13 protein-coding genes are annotated in these 15,669 nt (G+C 80.1%); 7 read left to right on the forward strand and 6 right to left on the reverse strand.

The features are described 5' to 3' along the window. Positions 1–2 precede the first annotated feature (2 nt). From folK to D5H78_RS10775, 6 genes are all read left to right on the forward strand, one after another. Positions 3–620, forward strand: coding sequence for a 2-amino-4-hydroxy-6-hydroxymethyldihydropteridine diphosphokinase (gene folK, locus D5H78_RS10750; protein WP_119950458.1), 618 nt, complete (start codon positions 3–5; stop codon positions 618–620). Beyond that, on the forward strand, positions 617–1,141 hold the full coding sequence (locus tag D5H78_RS10755) for a DUF3180 domain-containing protein (RefSeq protein WP_119950459.1): 525 nt from the start codon (positions 617–619) through the stop codon (positions 1,139–1,141). Before folK ends, D5H78_RS10755 begins: the two co-directional genes overlap by 4 nt. A gap of 408 nt (positions 1,142–1,549) precedes the next feature. Next, positions 1,550–4,363, forward strand: coding sequence for an FtsX-like permease family protein (locus D5H78_RS10760; RefSeq protein ID WP_133412045.1), 2,814 nt, complete (start codon positions 1,550–1,552; stop codon positions 4,361–4,363). Then, a complete protein-coding gene (locus tag D5H78_RS10765) occupies positions 4,360–7,083 on the forward strand; it encodes an FtsX-like permease family protein (RefSeq protein ID WP_119950461.1) in 2,724 nt (907 codons plus the stop codon). The genes D5H78_RS10760 and D5H78_RS10765 overlap by 4 nt, the downstream gene beginning before the upstream one ends. After that, entirely contained in the window at positions 7,080–8,027 is a 948-nt protein-coding gene (locus D5H78_RS10770) for an ABC transporter ATP-binding protein (protein WP_119950462.1), read from the forward strand. Before D5H78_RS10765 ends, D5H78_RS10770 begins: the two co-directional genes overlap by 4 nt. Further along, positions 8,020–8,724 (forward strand): ABC transporter ATP-binding protein, encoded by a 705-nt coding sequence (locus D5H78_RS10775; RefSeq protein WP_119950463.1) that lies wholly within the window; start codon positions 8,020–8,022, stop codon positions 8,722–8,724. The genes D5H78_RS10770 and D5H78_RS10775 overlap by 8 nt, the downstream gene beginning before the upstream one ends. Before the next feature lie 10 nt (positions 8,725–8,734). Here the strand turns inward: D5H78_RS10775 and D5H78_RS10780 are convergent, their stop codons facing one another. Both D5H78_RS10780 and aztD read right to left on the reverse strand, forming a co-directional pair. Further along, entirely contained in the window at positions 8,735–9,679 is a 945-nt protein-coding gene (locus D5H78_RS10780; protein ID WP_119950464.1) for a metal ABC transporter substrate-binding protein, read from the reverse strand. A 64-nt stretch (positions 9,680–9,743) separates the two neighbouring features. Next, the gene (gene aztD / locus D5H78_RS10785; RefSeq protein WP_119950579.1) at positions 9,744–11,105 is read right to left on the reverse strand and encodes a zinc metallochaperone AztD; all 1,362 of its coding nucleotides are present in this window, start codon (positions 11,103–11,105) and stop codon (positions 9,744–9,746) included. A 317-nt stretch (positions 11,106–11,422) separates the two neighbouring features. Here aztD and D5H78_RS10790 point away from each other — a divergent pair, with 317 nt between their 5' ends. Next, complete coding sequence (locus D5H78_RS10790; RefSeq protein WP_425472945.1) at positions 11,423–12,133, forward strand: SDR family NAD(P)-dependent oxidoreductase; 711 nt, start codon at positions 11,423–11,425, stop codon at positions 12,131–12,133. A 55-nt stretch (positions 12,134–12,188) separates the two neighbouring features. On the opposite strand, the gene D5H78_RS10795 is transcribed toward D5H78_RS10790, so the two are convergent. From D5H78_RS10795 to D5H78_RS10810, 4 genes are read right to left on the reverse strand one after another with little or no spacing between them, the layout of a single operon-like run. Further along, complete coding sequence (locus D5H78_RS10795; RefSeq protein WP_119950466.1) at positions 12,189–14,087, reverse strand: glycoside hydrolase family 15 protein; 1,899 nt, start codon at positions 14,085–14,087, stop codon at positions 12,189–12,191. Next, on the reverse strand, positions 14,084–15,046 hold the full coding sequence (locus D5H78_RS10800; protein WP_119950467.1) for a TIGR03885 family FMN-dependent LLM class oxidoreductase: 963 nt from the start codon (positions 15,044–15,046) through the stop codon (positions 14,084–14,086). The genes D5H78_RS10795 and D5H78_RS10800 overlap by 4 nt, the downstream gene beginning before the upstream one ends. Next, on the reverse strand, positions 15,043–15,405 hold the full coding sequence (gene mnhG, locus D5H78_RS10805; protein ID WP_119950468.1) for a monovalent cation/H(+) antiporter subunit G: 363 nt from the start codon (positions 15,403–15,405) through the stop codon (positions 15,043–15,045). The genes D5H78_RS10800 and mnhG overlap by 4 nt, the downstream gene beginning before the upstream one ends. Then, positions 15,402–15,665, reverse strand: a complete 264-nt coding sequence (locus D5H78_RS10810) for an MrpF/PhaF family protein (RefSeq protein WP_119950469.1) — start codon at positions 15,663–15,665, stop codon at positions 15,402–15,404. Before D5H78_RS10810 ends, mnhG begins: the two co-directional genes overlap by 4 nt. Between the last annotated feature and the right edge of the window lie 4 nt (positions 15,666–15,669).

Genomic DNA, 15,669 nt, shown 5'->3' on the forward strand with positions numbered 1-15,669 from the left:
GCATGGCCGACGCGCCCCGCAGCGCGACCCCCTCGGCGCACGACGCCGTCGAGCTCGTCGACACCATCACCGGGTCCCTGCGGCCCATCCGCCGCGCCGCGTTCGGGCTCGGCAGCAACCTCGGCGAGCGCGAGGAGGCCCTGCAGGGCGCCGTCGACGCGCTCCTGGAGTCGCCGGAGATCCACGCCGCGGGCGTCTCGCCGGTCTACGAGACCGCCCCGGTCGGCGGCCCCGACCAGGCGGACTACCTCAACGCCGTGCTCGTCGTCGACACCACCCTGCCGCCGCGGGCGCTGCTCGAGCGGGCGCACGCGGTCGAGGAGGCGTACGGCCGCGACCGGGCCCGCGAGGAGCGCTGGGGCCCGCGCCCGCTCGACATCGACGTGCTCGCCGTCGGCGACCAGGTGGTGACCGGCGGGGGCGACGGCGCCGGCGGGCTCGTGCTGCCGCACCCGCGCGCGGCCGAGCGCGGGTTCGTCCTCGCGCCCTGGGCGGACGTCGACCCGGGGTTCCGGCTGCCGGGCAGCCGTACCGTGCGCGAGCTGCTCGACGAGGTCGCCGGCCGCGGCGGGCTCCAGGGCGTGCGGCGCCGCCCGGACCTGGCGCTCGTCCTGCCGTGACGCCGACCCGGCCGGCGGTCCTCGTCGCGCTGGTCCTCGGCGCGCTCGCGGTCGCCGCGGGCGTGCTCCTGCTGGCCCGACCCAGCCTGCCCGCCGTGCCCTGGACGCTGCCCGTCGCCCTCGGCACGGTCGCGGCCGGGCTGCTCGCGGCGTCCCTGTCGTTCCGCCGCCGGCTGCGCGGGGCGCCGGGGGCGCGCCCGTACGACCCCCTGCAGGCGGCCCGGATGGTCGTGCTCGCCAAGGCGTGCTCGCACGCCGGAGCGGTGCTGGCCGGCGCCTACGGCGGGGTGGCGCTCGCGCTCGTGCTGACCTCGAGCAGCCCGGCCCGCCGGGCCGACGCCGGGCTGTCCGCGCTCGCCGCGCTCGCCGCGCTGGGGGTGCTCGCGGTGGGCCTGCTCCTCGAGCGGTTCTGCCGCGTGCCGCCGAGCGGGCCGGGCGAACCGGGCGCACCGGGCGGCCCGGGTGGGGGCGGCCCGGGCGCTCCCGACGTCCCGGCCCCGCGGGGGCCCGCCGCCCGCTAGCCTGCGCGTCACGACGCGTCGGGGGGCCGTCCCGGCGGCGTCGCGCCGTCCCCGGGGGGTGCCCGCTGGCCGTCGTGCTGCGCCGAGCGCGCGCGTCCTGGCACGTCCTCGCCGCGCCCCTCGTCGCGGTCCTGCTCGCCGCGACCGCCCTGACGACCACCGCCCTGCTGCTCGGGGCCGTCGCGGACGCCGGGCTGCAGCGGGCGCTGGAGCGGGCCGAGCGCGGTCACCGTCACGCAGCCGGTCGACCCCGGCGAGGCGCCGGGGGTCGACGACCGGGTCCGCGGGGCCCTCGCCGACGCGCTCCCCGGCCTGCCGCTGGTCGTCGGGGCCTCGCTCACCGGCGCCAGCCAGGACCTCCCGCCGGCGCTGCGCCCCGAGCGGGGCGCCCTCACGCAGCTCGCGGCGGTGCCCGGCCTCGAGGGCGCGGCCCGGGTGAGCGGGTCGTGGCCCGGGCCCCCGGCCGCGGACGGGGCGGTCCCCGCCGCGCTGCCCGCGGCGGCCGCCCGGGCCCTCGGCGTGCGCCCCGGCGACGCGCTCGCCGTGACCGACCGGCTCACCGGGACCACGCGACGGGTCGTGCTGACCGGGACCTTCGAGGTGGCGCCGCGCGACGCCCGCCGCTGGCCCGACGGGGACCTGCTCGCCGCCGGGCGCCGGGCGGGCGGGGAGACGGTCGCGTACGGCCCCCTGGTCGTCGACCCGGCCGCCCTGGCCGGGGAGCGCGTCGAGGGGCGGTGGCGGGCCGAGCCGGGCACGGCGGGCCTGCGCGCCGGGGACGCCGACGCGGTGGCGGCGGCGCTGCGCGCCCTGCCCGCGGCGCTGCCCGGGGCCCAGGTCGACGCGCCGCTGCTCGACGCCCTCGACGGGGTGCGCCGCCCGCTGCTGGCGGGGCGGGCGAGCACCCTGGTGCCGGCCGTCCAGGTCGCGCTGCTGGCGCTGCTCGCCCTCGCCCACAGCGCCCGGCTCGTCGCCGAGCACCGGGCGGGCGAGGCCGGCCTGCTGCGGGCGCGCGGGCTGTCCCGGGCCGGGTGGCTCGGCCTGGCCGCGCGCGAGGCGCTGCTCGTCGCGGCCCCCGGCGCGCTGCTCGCGCCGCCGCTGGCGGCGCTGCTCCTGCGGGCCCTCGGCCTGCGCGAGGGCGCGGCGCCGCCCGCCGCCTGGGCCGTCTCCCTCGCGGTGGCCGTCGCCGGGGCGCTGGTGCTCGTGCTGCCGAGCGCGGCCCAGGGCGCCGCGGCCGCGCCGGCCCGGGTGCGCCCCCTGCTGCGCCCGGGCGGCGACGCAGCGCTGCTCGCCGTCGTCGCGCTGGCGGGCCTCGCGCTGTGGCAGCTCGAGCGCTACGGCTCCCCGCTCGCGAGCGACGGCGACGGGGTGCGCGTCGACCCGCTGCTCGTCGTGGCGCCCGCGCTGGGGCTGCTCGCCGCCGCCCTGCTCGCGCTGCGGGCGGTGCCGTGGGCGGCGGGGGCGTGGGCGCGCCGGGCCGCGCGCGGTCCCGGGCTGCTCCCCGCGCTCGCCGGGTGGCAGGTCAGCCGTCGGCCCGCCCGCTACACCGGCCCTGCCCTCGTCCTCGTGCTCGCCCTGTCCGTCGGCGCCCTCGCGGTGGTGCTCTCCAGCTCCTGGCGGGCCGCCGAGCGCGACCAGGCGGACTTCGCCGCCGGCGCCGACGTGCGGGCGGTGGCGGGGACGGGGCAGGGCGACCTGCGCGCCACGGCCCGCGGAGCGGGGGCCAGCGCGGTACTGCCGGTCCTGCGCCGGCAGGAGCGCCGGGCCGGCGGGGACCGGACCCTGCTCGCCGTCGACGCCGCGGCCGCGCCGGCCGTGGTGCGCCTGCGCGAGGACCTCGCCGGCGCGCCTCTCGCCGACCTGCTGGCGCCGCTCGTCGCCGGGCGCCCCCAGCCGCCCGCGCTGGCGCTCGGCGGGGGCGGGCGGCTCTCGGCGGAGGTCGCGCTGCGCCGCAGCCGCACGGCAGCGCCCCCGCGCAGCAGCCTCCCCCCGGCGCTCGCCGGGCCCGCTGGCCGCACCGCCGCCGTCGAGGACGCCGCGGTCGTGTCGGCGGTGCTGCGCGACGCCGACGGCCTGCTCGCCCGCCGACCGCTGGGCACCGTGCCGGTCGACGGGCGGGCCCGCACCGTCGCCGCGGAGCTGCCCGGCGGGCACGACCTCCTGGCGCTCGAGGCCTCGTACGCCGTCCCCCAGCTCGTCGACGCCGCCGCGCCCCCCGCCCGCCTGCACCTCGACCTCGCGGGCGCCGCGCTGGGCGGCGCGCCGCTCGACCTCGGCGGCTGGACGGCCCGGGTCGTCCCGGCCCCCGGGCTCTCCGCCGCGCCGGAGGTCCTCGCGGCACGGGCGTCGGGGGCCGCGGCGCGGGTGACCGCGCTGTCGGGCGCCGACGACGGGCGCGGCCGGGCGGTGGTGCTCGGCCTCGCGCCGGGGCCGGTCGCCGCGCCCGCCCCGCTGCCCGCGGTCGTCACCCGTGCCCTCGCCGACGGCGCGGGCGCGGGCCCGGGCGACCTGCTCGACCTCGGCGTGCCGGGCGCGCGCGTGCAGGCACGGGTCGAGCACGTCGTCGAGGCGCTGCCGACGGTCGACCCGGGGGCGTACGGCGGGGTGCTCGTCGACCTCCCGTCGTACGCCGTGGCGGTGCACGCGGCGCTGGCCGAGGTGCCCGGCCCCACCGAGACGTGGGCCTCGGCCCCGGCCGGCGGCGGGGCGGCGCTCGCCGCGGCCCTGCGCGCGGACCCGCAGCTCGCGGGCGGCGAGGTGGTCGAGCGGGCGGCGCTGCGGGCGGCGTACGCCGACGACCCGGTCGCCGTCGGCGTCTCCGGGGCCCTGCTCATCGCCTTCGCCTGCGGCCTGGCCTTCGCGCTCGTCGGGCTCGCCGTCGACGCGGCCGTCGCGGTGCGCGAGCGGCGGGCCGAGCTGGCCGTGCTGCGGGCGCTCGGCACGCCGCCGTCGGCGCTCGCCCGCCTGCTCGCCGGGGAGCAGGTCGCCCTGGTCGTCGTCGGCACCCTGCTCGGGGTGCTGCTCGGGACCGCCGTCGCGGCGCTCGTCGTGCCGGCGGTCACCGTCGCGGCCGGCGGCACCCGGCCCGTGCCCCCGGTGCTCGTCGTCGCGCCCTGGGGCCCGCTCGCGCTGCTCGCGGCCGGCGTCGGCGGCGCGCTCGTGCTGCTCGTCCTGGCCGCCGCCGCGCTGGCGCGGCGCTCCGGCGCGGGCGGGCTGCGGTGAGCGGCGCGCGGCTGGCGCTGCGCCAGGCCCGGGCCGACCGCGGCCCCCTCGCGGTGCTGGCGCTCGTGGTGCTGCTCGCCGCCCTGCTCGGCGCCGCGGTGCCCCGCCACGTCGCCCGGGTGCTCGACGACGGCCTCGCCGCCGCGGTCGCCGCGGCGCCGACCGGGGCGCGGGAGGTGCGCGGCTCCGTCGACCCCGCCGCGCTGCCCGTGGACCGGCTGCAGGAGACCGCCGACGCGGTGCGCGACCTCGCGCCCCCTGCCCTGCGGTCCGCCCTCGGGGCCGCGGTCGGCGGCGCCACCACCGGGCTCGGCGCGACGACCGACCCGGCGACGGGCGGGCCGGCGTACCGGCCCCTCGACGCCTGGTGGCAGGTGCGCCACGAGACCGGGCTCGACGCCCGCCTGCGCTGGGTCGAGGGCGCGGCGCCCGGCGGCCCGGAGCCCGACGGCACGGTGCCGGTCGGGCTGGGGCGGGCCGCGGCCGCGACGATGGCCGCGACGGTGGGGGACCGGGTGGTCCTGCAGCCCGTGCCGGGCCGCTCCCGCAGCACCGGCCCCGTGACCGTGCGCGTCACCGGGCTCTTCGAGCCCCTCGACCCGGGCGACGACGCCTGGTCGCGCACCCCCCGGCTGCTCGCCCCCGGCGAGGAGCGCGCGCCGGACGGGGAGTTCGTCGCCTGGCTCGGCATCGCGGTCGCCACCGAGGAGGGCATGGCCGCGGTGCTCGCGGCGAGCGGGTCCCTCGCCTACGACACGAGCGCCCCGCTGCTGCCGGGGGCGGCGGCAGCGGTGCCCGTGGACGCGCTCGTGGCGGGGCTGCGCGCGACGGCCACCCGCACCGTGCCGGTGCCGGCGGCGATCCAGGGGCTGTCGGCGTCCGTGCGGGTCACGCCCGGCCCGCTGCCGCTCCTCGAGGAGCACCGCGAGCGCGCGGCGACCGCGACGGCGGCGACCGCCTCCGTGGCCGCGGCGCTCGTGCTCGTGGTCCTCGCGGTGCTCGTCCTGGCCGCGCGCCTGCTCGCGGTCCGGCGTGCGGGCGCGCTGGCCCTGGCCGCCGCGCGCGGCGCGTCGCGCGGTCAGGCCCTCGTCGTGCTCGCCGTGCCGGCGGCGCTCGTCGCGGGGCTCGCGGCCGCCGCGGGGGCGCTGCTCGCGGCCGCCCTCGTGCCGGCGGGCGGGGGACCGGTGGCCCGCGGTCTGCCCGCGCTCGCCGCGCTGGCCGCCACGGGCGCCGTGGCCGCGGGGGTCCTCCTGCCGCCGCGCGGGGGGCTGCCCGGCCCGGGCGCGCGCCGGGCGAGGGCCGCGCTCGAGGTGCTGCTCCTCGGGGCCGCGGCCGGGGGGCTCGCGCTGCTCCGGCTCCGGGCGCCGTCCGGCGGCCCCGGCGGCCCCGGCGGCCCCGGCGGCCCCGGCGGCCCCGGCGGCCCCGGCGGCGTCGACCCGTGGCTCGCCGCCGTGCCGGTGCTGCTCGCGGCCGCCGGCGTGGCCGTCGTCGCCCGGCTGCTGCCGCTCGCCGTGCGGCCCCTGGCGCGGCTGGCGGCGCGCGGTCGGGGGTACGTGGCGCTGCTCGGCCTCGCGCAGGCGGCGCGCGCCCCGGCCGGCACCGTGCTGCCGCTCGCCGTGCTCCTGCTCTCGCTGGCCGTCGGGGTGTTCGGCTCGGTGGTGACGGCGACGGTGGCCGCGGGGCAGCGCACCGCGGCGTGGCAGGAGGTCGGCGGCGACCTCCGGGTCGACGCGCCGGTCCTCGGGCCCGCGGCCCTGGAGCGCCTGCGCGGCGTCGCCGGCGTGCGCGAGGTCGTGCCCGCCGTGGTGCGCGACGACCTGGTGCTGCCCGGCGGGCTCGGCGCCGGGCGGGTGCCGCTCACCCTGGTCGTGGTCGACCCGGCCCGCTGGGCGGGCCTGCTCGAGGACGCCGGCGCCCCCGGGGCGGGGGCGGCGGCCCTGCGCGGGCTCGCCGCGGCCGCGCGGTCCACCGGACCCGGCGACCCGCTGCCGGTGCTCGGCCCGCCCGAGCTCGCGCCGGCCCTCGCCGAGGGGCGACGGGTGTCCGGCGGCCCCGTCCCCGAGGCCCTCGCCGAGCTCGTGGCCGTCGGCGACCCGGGTGCGCTGCCGGGGCTGCCCGGCACGCGCCTGCTCGTCGTGCCCGCGGCCCCGCTCGCGGAGCGCACCCCGGTGCCGCCGGCGGCCACCACCGCGTACCTCGCCGGCGCCCCGGACCGCGCGCTCGTCGCCGCCGCGGCGCGCGAGCCGGGGCCCGCGGCGGTCGCGCCCGCGGTGCTCGAGCGCGCCGGCGTCGAGCGGGCGCTCGCCGACGACCCGCTGGTCGAGGGCGTCACCGGCGCCTTCCGGCTCGCCCTGGCCGCCGCGCTCGTCGCGAGCCTGCTCGCCGTCACCCTCGGCACCGCCCTCACCGGGGTCGAGCGCCGCGAGCGGGTGGCGGTGCTGACCGCCCTCGGCGCCCCCGCCGCCGCGGTGCGGGCGCTGCGCGTCGCCGAGCTGCTGCCGGCGGTGCTCGTCGCCCTCGTGGCGGGGACCGCGCTCGGCGTCGCGCTGCCCGCGGCGCTGGGCCCGGCGCTGGACCTCGCGCCCTTCACGGGCGGCGCCGCGCCGCCGCTCGCCGTCGACCCCGTCGCCACGGCGCTCGTCGCCACGGCGCTGCTCGCCGCCGTCCTGCCGGCCGCGCTGGCACCGGCGCCCCGTACGAGAGGAGCCGCCCGCCCATGAGCACCGCGGTCACCGCGCTGGAGGAGATGGAGCGCCGCGCCGCGCGCCCGGGGGAGGCGTACGGCGCCGACGCGCACGTCGTGTGCGACGGGCTGGTGCGGATCTACCGCACCGAGGGCGTCGAGGTGCTCGCCCTGCAGGGCCTGGACCTGCTCGTGCGCCGCGGGGAGGTCGTCGCCGTCGTCGGCGCGTCCGGCAGCGGCAAGTCGACCCTGCTCGGCATCCTCTCCGGGCTCGACCGGCCGACCGCCGGCTCGGCGCGGGTCGGCGGGCAGGACCTCGGGACGATGACGCGCGCGCAGCGCCTGCGCTTCCGCCGGCACGTCGTCGGGTTCGTCTGGCAGCAGACGTCGCGCAACCTCCTGCCGTACCTCACCGCCGCGGAGAACGTCGCCGTCCCCCTCGCGGCGGCGGGCGTGCGGCGGCGCGCGCGCGAGCGGCGCGTGGCGGAGTCGCTGGAGGTGCTGGGGGTGGGCGACTGCCGCGACCGCCGGCCCGGCGAGCTCTCGGGCGGGCAGCAGCAGCGGGTGGCGATCGCCGTCGCGTGCGCCAACCGGCCCGAGGTGCTCCTCGCCGACGAGCCCACCGGCGAGCTCGACGAGGCGACGAGCGCCGAGGTGCTCGGCGCGCTGCGGGGGGTCAACCGCGAGCTCGGCACGACGGTGCTCGTCGTGACGCACGACGAGGCGGTGGCCGGGCAGGTGGAGCGCACCGTCGCCATCCGCGACGGGCGCACCGCCAGCGAGGTCGTGCGTCGGGTCGAGCGGCGCGACGGCCAGGAGCGGCTCGTCGCCACCGAGTACGCCGTCCTCGACCGCGCCGGCCGCCTGCAGCTGCCGCGCGAGTTCACCGAGGCGCTGGGGCTGCGCGAGCGGGTCCGGCTCGAGCTCGGGCCGGACCACATCGTCGTACGGCCCGACGAGCGCGGCGGCGACCGTGGCTGACGCGCCGGCCGTCCTCGTCGAGGACGTCCACCTGACCCACGGCACCGGCCCGCGGGCGGTCCACGCGCTGCGCGGCGCCTCGCTGTCGGTGGCGCCGGGCGAGCTGCTCGCGGTCAAGGGCCGCTCCGGCGCGGGCAAGACGACGCTGCTCGACGTCGTGGCGGGCCTGCGCCGCCCCGACCGCGGCCGGGTCGTCGTCGACGGTCACGAGGTGACCGCGCTCGGGGAGGCCGAGCTCGGGCGGCTGCGCCGCGAGGTCGTGGGCTCGGTGTTCCAGACCTTCGGGCTCGTCCCGGTGCTCACCGCGCGGGAGAACGTCGGGGTGCCCCTGCGCCTCGCCGGGGTCGACCCGGCCGAGCGCGAGGCGCGGGTGGACGTCGTGCTGCGCCTCGTCGGGCTGCAGGACCACGCCGAGCAGCGCCCCGGCGAGCTCTCCGGAGGGCAGCAGCAGCGGGTCGCGGTGGCGCGGGCGCTCGCGGCCCGCCCGCGGGTGCTGCTCGCCGACGAGCCCACCGGCCAGCTCGACTCGCAGACCGGCCGGGCCGTCATGGACCTGCTCGTCGCCGTCGTCCGTTCCACCGGGGTCGCCGCGCTCGTGGCGACGCACGACGCCTCGCTCGTGGAGCGGGCCGACCGCGTCGTCGAGCTGCACGACGGCGTGGTGCGCCCGGCGAGCGCGCCCCCCGGCGCGGCCTGAGGCCGCCGCCTCAGGCGCAGCCGAGGCCCTGCTGCAGGGCGGCGAGGTTGTCGCGCATCGTGGAGAGGTAGTCCCCGCCGCCGTCGGGGCGGCGCTCCACCGGGTCGAGGACGCCGGTGCGCAGCCCCAGGTCGCCCGCGAGGGCGCGGGTCAGGCCCGGCCCGGTCGACACCTCGAAGAAGACGGTGCGCACGTCGCGGCCCTCGACGACCTCGACGACGTCGCGCAGCCGCGACGGCGGCGGCTCCACCTCCGGGTCGAGGCCGGCGATGCCGACCTGGACGAGCCCGTACCGCTCGGCCAGGTAGCCGAACGCCTCGTGGCTGGTGACGAGGGTGCGCCCGCGGCAGGCGGCGAGCCCGTCCTCGTACGCCGCGTCGAGCGCTGCGAGCTCCTCCTCGACGCGGTGGGCGCCCTCGGCGTACGACGCCGCGCCCGCCGGGTCGACCTCGCCGAGGCGGTCGGCGACGGCCCCCGCGACGGCGGCGAGGCGGGTCGGGTCCAGCCAGAAGTGCGGGTCGCGCACGCCGGCACCCCCGTCCCCGTCCTCGCCGCCTGCCTCGCCGTCCCCCGCCCGGCCGGGGGAGGCGAGGAGCTCCGCGCCGTCGGAGACCTCGAGCACGTGGTCGCCGCCGTGGGTGGCCACCGCCTCGTCCGCCGCCGGGCTCAGCGCGTCCTGGTGCACCACGAGGTCGACCTCGGCGAGCCGGCCCACCTGCTGCGGGGTCAGCTCGACGGCGTGGCTGTCCGCGCCGGGGCTGCCGAGCGCCTGCACCGCCACGCGCTCCCCGCCGACCTCGCCGACCAGCCAGCCGAGCACGTAGCTCGACGCCACCACCTCGACGTCCCCGTCCGCGGCCGCGCCCCCGCCGCCCGGGCCGGCGCACCCGGCGACGGCGAGGGCGGCGCAGCAGGCGGCGGCGCAGCAGCGGGCGGTGGTGGCGGCGGTCGGCACGGGTCTCCTCGGCGGTCGACTGGTCGGGCGGGGCGGGGCGGGGCGGCTGAGCGGGGCGGGCGGGTCAGCGGGTCGTGGCCGGCCCGTCCTCGTCGGCGTGCTCGTCGGCGTGCTCGCCCTCCTCGTGGGCGTGGGCGTGCTCCTCCTCGGCGTCGCCGCTCACCGCGGCGAGCTCGTTGGGCACCACACCGACGTCGGCGCTCTTCCAGACCTCGCCGGTCGCGACGTCGACCGCGTGCACCTGCCGGGTGGCCGGCTCCGTGACGTACGCGGTGCCGTCGAGCACGCGCAGCGCAGGGCGCGGCTCCTGCCACTCCACCGGCTCCTCCCACGGCGCGACGACCGGCACGGAGCGCTCGACCCGCCCGCTCGCCGGGTCGATGACGTGCAGCGCTCCGTCGGTCCCGAGCACCAGCGCCTCGCCGTCCTCGCCGCGGCCGAGGGAGCGGAAGGTGTACGACGCGGGCAGGTCGACGAGCCGCAGCGAGGCGTCGCGCGTGTCGATGAGGGAGACGCGGGTGGGCCGCTCGAGCTCGGCGTCCGGGTCGGTCTTGTAGTCGCCCAGCACGATCGGGGAGTCCTCGGTGCCCGCCTGGTTCCCGATGCGCCCGTAGGCGTCGGGGGCCTGCACCTTGCGGATCTCCCGGCCGTCGACGACGAGGGCCCCGTCCTCGCAGCCGATGACGACGACCTCGTCCGCGGCGACGGCCTCGCCGTGCACGCCCGGGCACTGCGCGTTCGCGGCCACCTCCTGCCCGGAGGCGTCGAGCACCCGGACGCCCGTGCGCTCGTCCTCGGTGCCCTCGGACAGCACCAGCGACCCGTCGGACAGCTCGACGGCGACGCCGTGGTGCGCGCTGGGGGTGCGCAGGCTGCGCGCGCCGTCGGCGCCCTCGGCGACCTCGTCGCTGTCGAGCACCGTCACCGCGCCGGTGCCGTCGTCGAACAGGGCGGTGCGCCCCTCGTGGACGACGACGTGCCCGGGCTCCTCGGCCGCGTGCAGCACGTCGGTGAGCTCGGGGGCGGAGGTGTAGTAGTGGTCGTGGTCGCCGTGCGGCTCGGCCCAGGTGCCGGCGTCGAGCACGCGGAAGCCGCCCGCGGTGCTGACGAGCAGGTGGCGCCCGTCGCCGGCGCCGTTGAGCCGGTTGAAGCCCTCGAGGGGCAGGTCGGCGACCGTCTCGAGGGTGGTGGCGTCGAGGACCCGGATGCCGCCGTCGTAGGTCACGGCGAGCCGCGGGGTGGTGGCCGCGGCCTCCTGGACGTCCGAGGGGGGCGTCGGCTCCCCGGCGGGGGTGGACGCCCCGGCCGACGGGGCGCCGGACGCCTCGCCGGAGCCGTCCTGGCCGCCGCACGCGGCGAGCAGGAGGGGCAGGGCGAGGCCGGCGGCGAGCGCGGCGCGGGCGGGTGACGCGGTGGTGCGGAGCATCGGGCGGTGCGGGCGGGGCACGGCGGCGCCCGCCCTCTCCTTCCGTCGGAGCGGCAGTGGGCGGCGCCGACGCTAGCAGCAAGTGACAACCATTGTCAGGTGGGCCGGTACGGAGCGACTCGCCCGGGAGCGCCGTCCGGGCCCTGCCGGTCCTCGGACCGGCAGGGCCTGGTCGGCCCCCGCCATGGGGCGCAGCCTCGGGAGCAGGCGCCGCTCCGGCGCCGGGGCGACGTCGAGCCCGACGCGCCCCACCCATCAGCAGGAGGAGCCTCGTGCCCGCACAGCGCACCGCACTCGTCACCGGAGCCAACCAGGGCATGGGCCACCAGGTCGCCCGCGAGCTCGTCGCCGACGGCGCCACCGTGTACGTCGGCTCGCGCGACCACGCCCGGGGTGCGGCCGCCGCCCGCGCGATCGGCGAGGGGGCCGTCGCGCTGCAGCTCGACGTGACCGACGCGGCGTCCGTCGCCGCGGCCGCGGAGCGCATCGGGCGCGAGGCGGGGTGCCTGGACCTGCTCGTCAACAACGCGGCCGTGGCCACCACCCGGACCGGCGTGCGCGACGTCGCCGAGCTGCGCGCGTCGGCGGCGCCGACCAGGGTCCCGCTCGAGGAGGTGCGGGCGGTGTGGGAGGTCAACGCGTTCGGGCCGTTGGCGGTCACCCAGGCGGTCCTGCCCCTGCTGCGCCGGTCGCCGGACGCGCGGATCGTCAACGTGACGAGCGCCCTGGGGTCCCTGGGCCTCGCCGCTGACCCGTCCTCACCGCAGCGGCCGCTCTTCGACCCGGTCTACGCCGCCTCGAAGGCTGCGCTCGACGCGCTCACGCTGTCGCTCATGGTCGAGCTCGAGGGCAGCGGCATCAAGGTGAACCTCGTCTCGCCGGGCTTCGCGCGCACCGCCCTCGTGGGCTTCCAGGGCACGGAGACCGTCGAGAGCGCTGCCCGCGAGGTGGTGCGCGTGGCCCGGCTCGGACCGGACGGGCCGACGGGGACCTTCACGACGTGGCAGGGCGTGGACGTCCCCTGGTGACCCCGCCGTGCGCCCCCGGGCCTCCTGGCCCGCCCACCGCACGGTCGCGGCGACCTCAGCGGGCGCTGGGGCGCAGCGACCAGGGGCCCAGGTCCTCGCCGGCGGCGTCACGGGCCAGGGTGACGGCCGCCTCGATCAGCCCGAGGTGCGTGAAGGCCTGGGGGTAGTTGCCCAGCGCCGTCCCGTCGGGGTCCATCTGCTCGGCGTAGAGGCCGAGCGGGCCTGCGTGCTCGAGGAGCCAGGCGAAGCGCTCTTCGGCAAGCGCTCTCCTGCCGGTGACCACGAGGGCCGAGACCATCTCGAACGAGGACAGCAGGAAAGCGCCCTCCGGGCCGTCGACCCCGTCGTCGACCACGTCCGTGTCGTAGCGACGGACGAGCGCGGGCCCTTCGCCGAGGCCCTCGGCGATGCGGTCCACCGTCGACACCACGCGCGGGTCGGTCCCCGGCAGGAAGCCGACGAGGGGGATGCGCAGGAGGGAGGCGTCGAGGGCCGGCTCGTCGTAGGCCATCGTGAACGCGCCCTGGTCCTCGTCCCAGCCGCGCTCGAGGACCTCCGCGTGCACCGCGTCGCGCGCCTCGCGCCAGGCGTCGAGGGGCGCGGAGGCGTCGTGCAGCGCCTCGGCCATGCGGATCCCGCGGTCCAGGCAGACCCAGGTCATGACCTTGCTGTTGACGAAGTGCCGCGCGGCGCCGCGCATCTCCCACAGGCCGTGGTCGGGTCGGGACCAGTCCCGGCAGGCGACGTCGACCACCTCGCGCAGCGCCTCCCAGCCACCGGGCTCCAGGCCGCCGGTCAGCCGCAGGTGGGCGTGCGCGGCGTCGAGGACGTGCCCGTAGGTGTCGTGCTGGACCTGGTCGAACGCCTCGTTGCCGCACCTGACCGGCCTCGACCCGGCGTAGCCGGCCAGGTGCTCCAGCTCGTGCTCCTCGCCGGACTGCTCGCCGCGCAGGCCCGCCATCGGGCGCAGCCGCTCGCCGGGCCGCACGCACCGCTCGATGAGGAACCGACCGTAGCGCCGCCCCATCCGCTCGTGGCCGAGCATCCCGAGCGCGAGCACGTGGAGGCTCGCGTCGCGGTGCCAGGTGTAGCGGTAGTCCCAGTTGCGCGGCCCGCCGAGGTGCTCGGGCAGGGACGTCGTGGGGGCCGCGAGCAGGGCCCCGGTCTCGTCGAAGGACAGCGCGCGCAGCACCAGGGCGCTGCGCGCCACGGCCTCGCGGCCCGGGCCGTCGTACGCGACCCCGCCGGCGCCCCACGCGCGCCACGCCCGGCACGTGAGCCCGAGCAGCTCCCGCGCCCGCGCGAGGGACCCGCAGGGGGGCGCGTCGTCGTCGTAGCCCAGGGACCAGGTCGCCCCCTCGCCCTCGCCGAGCTCGACCTCGGCCCGCAGCACGCCGTCCTCGAGCCGGTGCTCGACGTCGCTGTGCAGCCGCACGCCGGACACCCCCTCGACCCAGGCGCCCCCGTCGGCCCGCCAGTCCGGCGCGGACCGCGCGTAGTCCGGCCGGGCGTCGACCTCGGTCACCATGCGCACCCGGCCCTGCACGACGCGGACCAGGCGCAGCAGCAGGTGCTGGGCGTCGAGCTCGTCGGGGGCGTCGTCCTCGCGCAGGCGGCCGCCGTCGTGCGCGCCACCGTCGGCACCGCCGTCGTCACCGGCGTCGACCGGGCTGTCGACGGCGAGCAGGTCGACGACCTCGGCGGCGCCCTCGGGGCCCTCCCACGCGGTGACGAGCACGAGGGTGCCCTCCTCGTAGCGCTGCCCGGTCACGCGCCCGCCCTCGACCCGCAGGCGCCAGGAGCCGCCCCGGTCGCCGTCGAGGACCCGCGCGAAGAGGCTGGGGCCGTCGGCGCAGGGCGTGCAGAACCAGTCCAGGCCGCCGTCGGGGGCGACGAGCGCGGTGGTGTGGGTGTCGGAGAGGAAGCCGTGCCCGTCGATCGGGTGGCGGGTCACGCGCCCGCCAGGGCGGGCAGCAGCCGGGTCGCGGCCAGGTCGAGGAAGGCCTCCTGCTCCTGGCCGACGTGGTGGACGTACACCTCGTCGAAGCCCAGCGACGCGAGGGCGGCGAGCTCGTCGGCGAGGCGGTGGTGGTCGCTCGTGGCGACGACGCCGGACGCCACGTCGTCCGGGCGGACGAAGGAGGCGACCGACTCGAAGTCGCTCGGCAGCGCGAGGTCCCACGCCACCGGGCTCCCGACGACGACCGGCGCCCACTGCTCGTGCGCGAGGCGCAGGGCCTCCTCGTCGGTCGGCGCCCAGGCCACGTGCACCTGCAGGTTCGCCGGCCCGCGCCCGCCGGCCCCGCGGTACGCCTCGATGACCTCGCGCACGACCTCCGGCGGCTGGTTGACCGTGATGAGCCCGTCGGCCCAGGAGGCGGCCCAGGCCGCCGTACGGGGCGTCACGGCCGCCGCGAGCAGCGGCGGCGGCTCGGCGGGCAGCGTCCAGAGCCGGGCGCGGTCCACGCGCACCGGCCCGTCGACGGAGACCTCCTCGCCGGCGAAGAGGGCGCGGAAGACCTCGACGCAGGCGAGCAGGCGCTCCTCGCGCTGCTGCTTGGTCGGCCAGGGGCCGCCGGTGACGTGCTCGTTGAGGTTCTGGCCGCTGCCGAGGGCGGCCCAGAACCGGCCCGGGAACATGGACGCCAGCGTCGCCATCTTCTGCGCGTGCACCGCGGGGTGGTAGCGCTGGCCCGGGGCGGTGACGACCCCGAAGCGCAGGTCGGTCGTGGCCAGCGCGGCGCCGAGCCACGACCAGGCGTACCCGGACTCGCCCTGCACGGAGGACCACGGCGCGAAGTGGTCCGAGCACATCGCCGCGCCGAAGCCGGCGCGCTCGGCGGCCTGCACGGCCTCGAGCAGCCGGCCCGGCGGGATCTGCTCGTGGGAGCTGTGGAAGCCGAAGCGGGTCACGCAGGGCCCTCCGGGGGGCGTCGGGCGGCCTCGTGGGCCGCGAGGTCGTCGCGGACGAGGAGCGGGCGCACGTCGTGCCCGCTCCGGCGGGCCGCGCGCCCGATGGTGTGGGCCCCCACCGGGGACGTGAGCACCTGGAACGCGGCGACGAGCAGCAGCGTCCCCGCGAGGCCGCTGCTGCGAACCTCGAGCGCGGTGCCGGCCAGGACCAGGAGCAGCCCGAGGACCGCCGGCTTGGTCTGCGCGTGCATCCGGGTGAGGACGTCGGGGAAGCGCAGCAGCCCGACCGCGCCGAGCAGGGTCAGCGCCACGCCCCCCAGCAGCAGGACGGCGGCGACGACGTCGAGGACGAGGGTCACGGCTCCTCCCGCCGCTCGAGGAAGCGCGCGACCGCCACGGTCCCGGTGAAGGCCAGCAGGGACACCACGATGAGGATGCCCGCGTTCTCCGGCCCGGCCGACTGCGCCACCACCACCGCGACGCCGCCGACGAGGACGAGCAGCAGCGTGTCGAGGGCGACGATGCGGTCGCTGGTGGTCGGCCCGCGGAGCAGGCGCGCCAGGACGAGCGCCCCGGCCAGCGCGAGCCCGGCCAGCGCGACGGTGTAGACGGTCTCCACGGCT

It is taken from the genome of Vallicoccus soli, from assembly GCF_003594885.1.
In the GTDB taxonomy this organism is placed as follows: domain Bacteria; phylum Actinomycetota; class Actinomycetes; order Motilibacterales; family Motilibacteraceae; genus Vallicoccus; species Vallicoccus soli.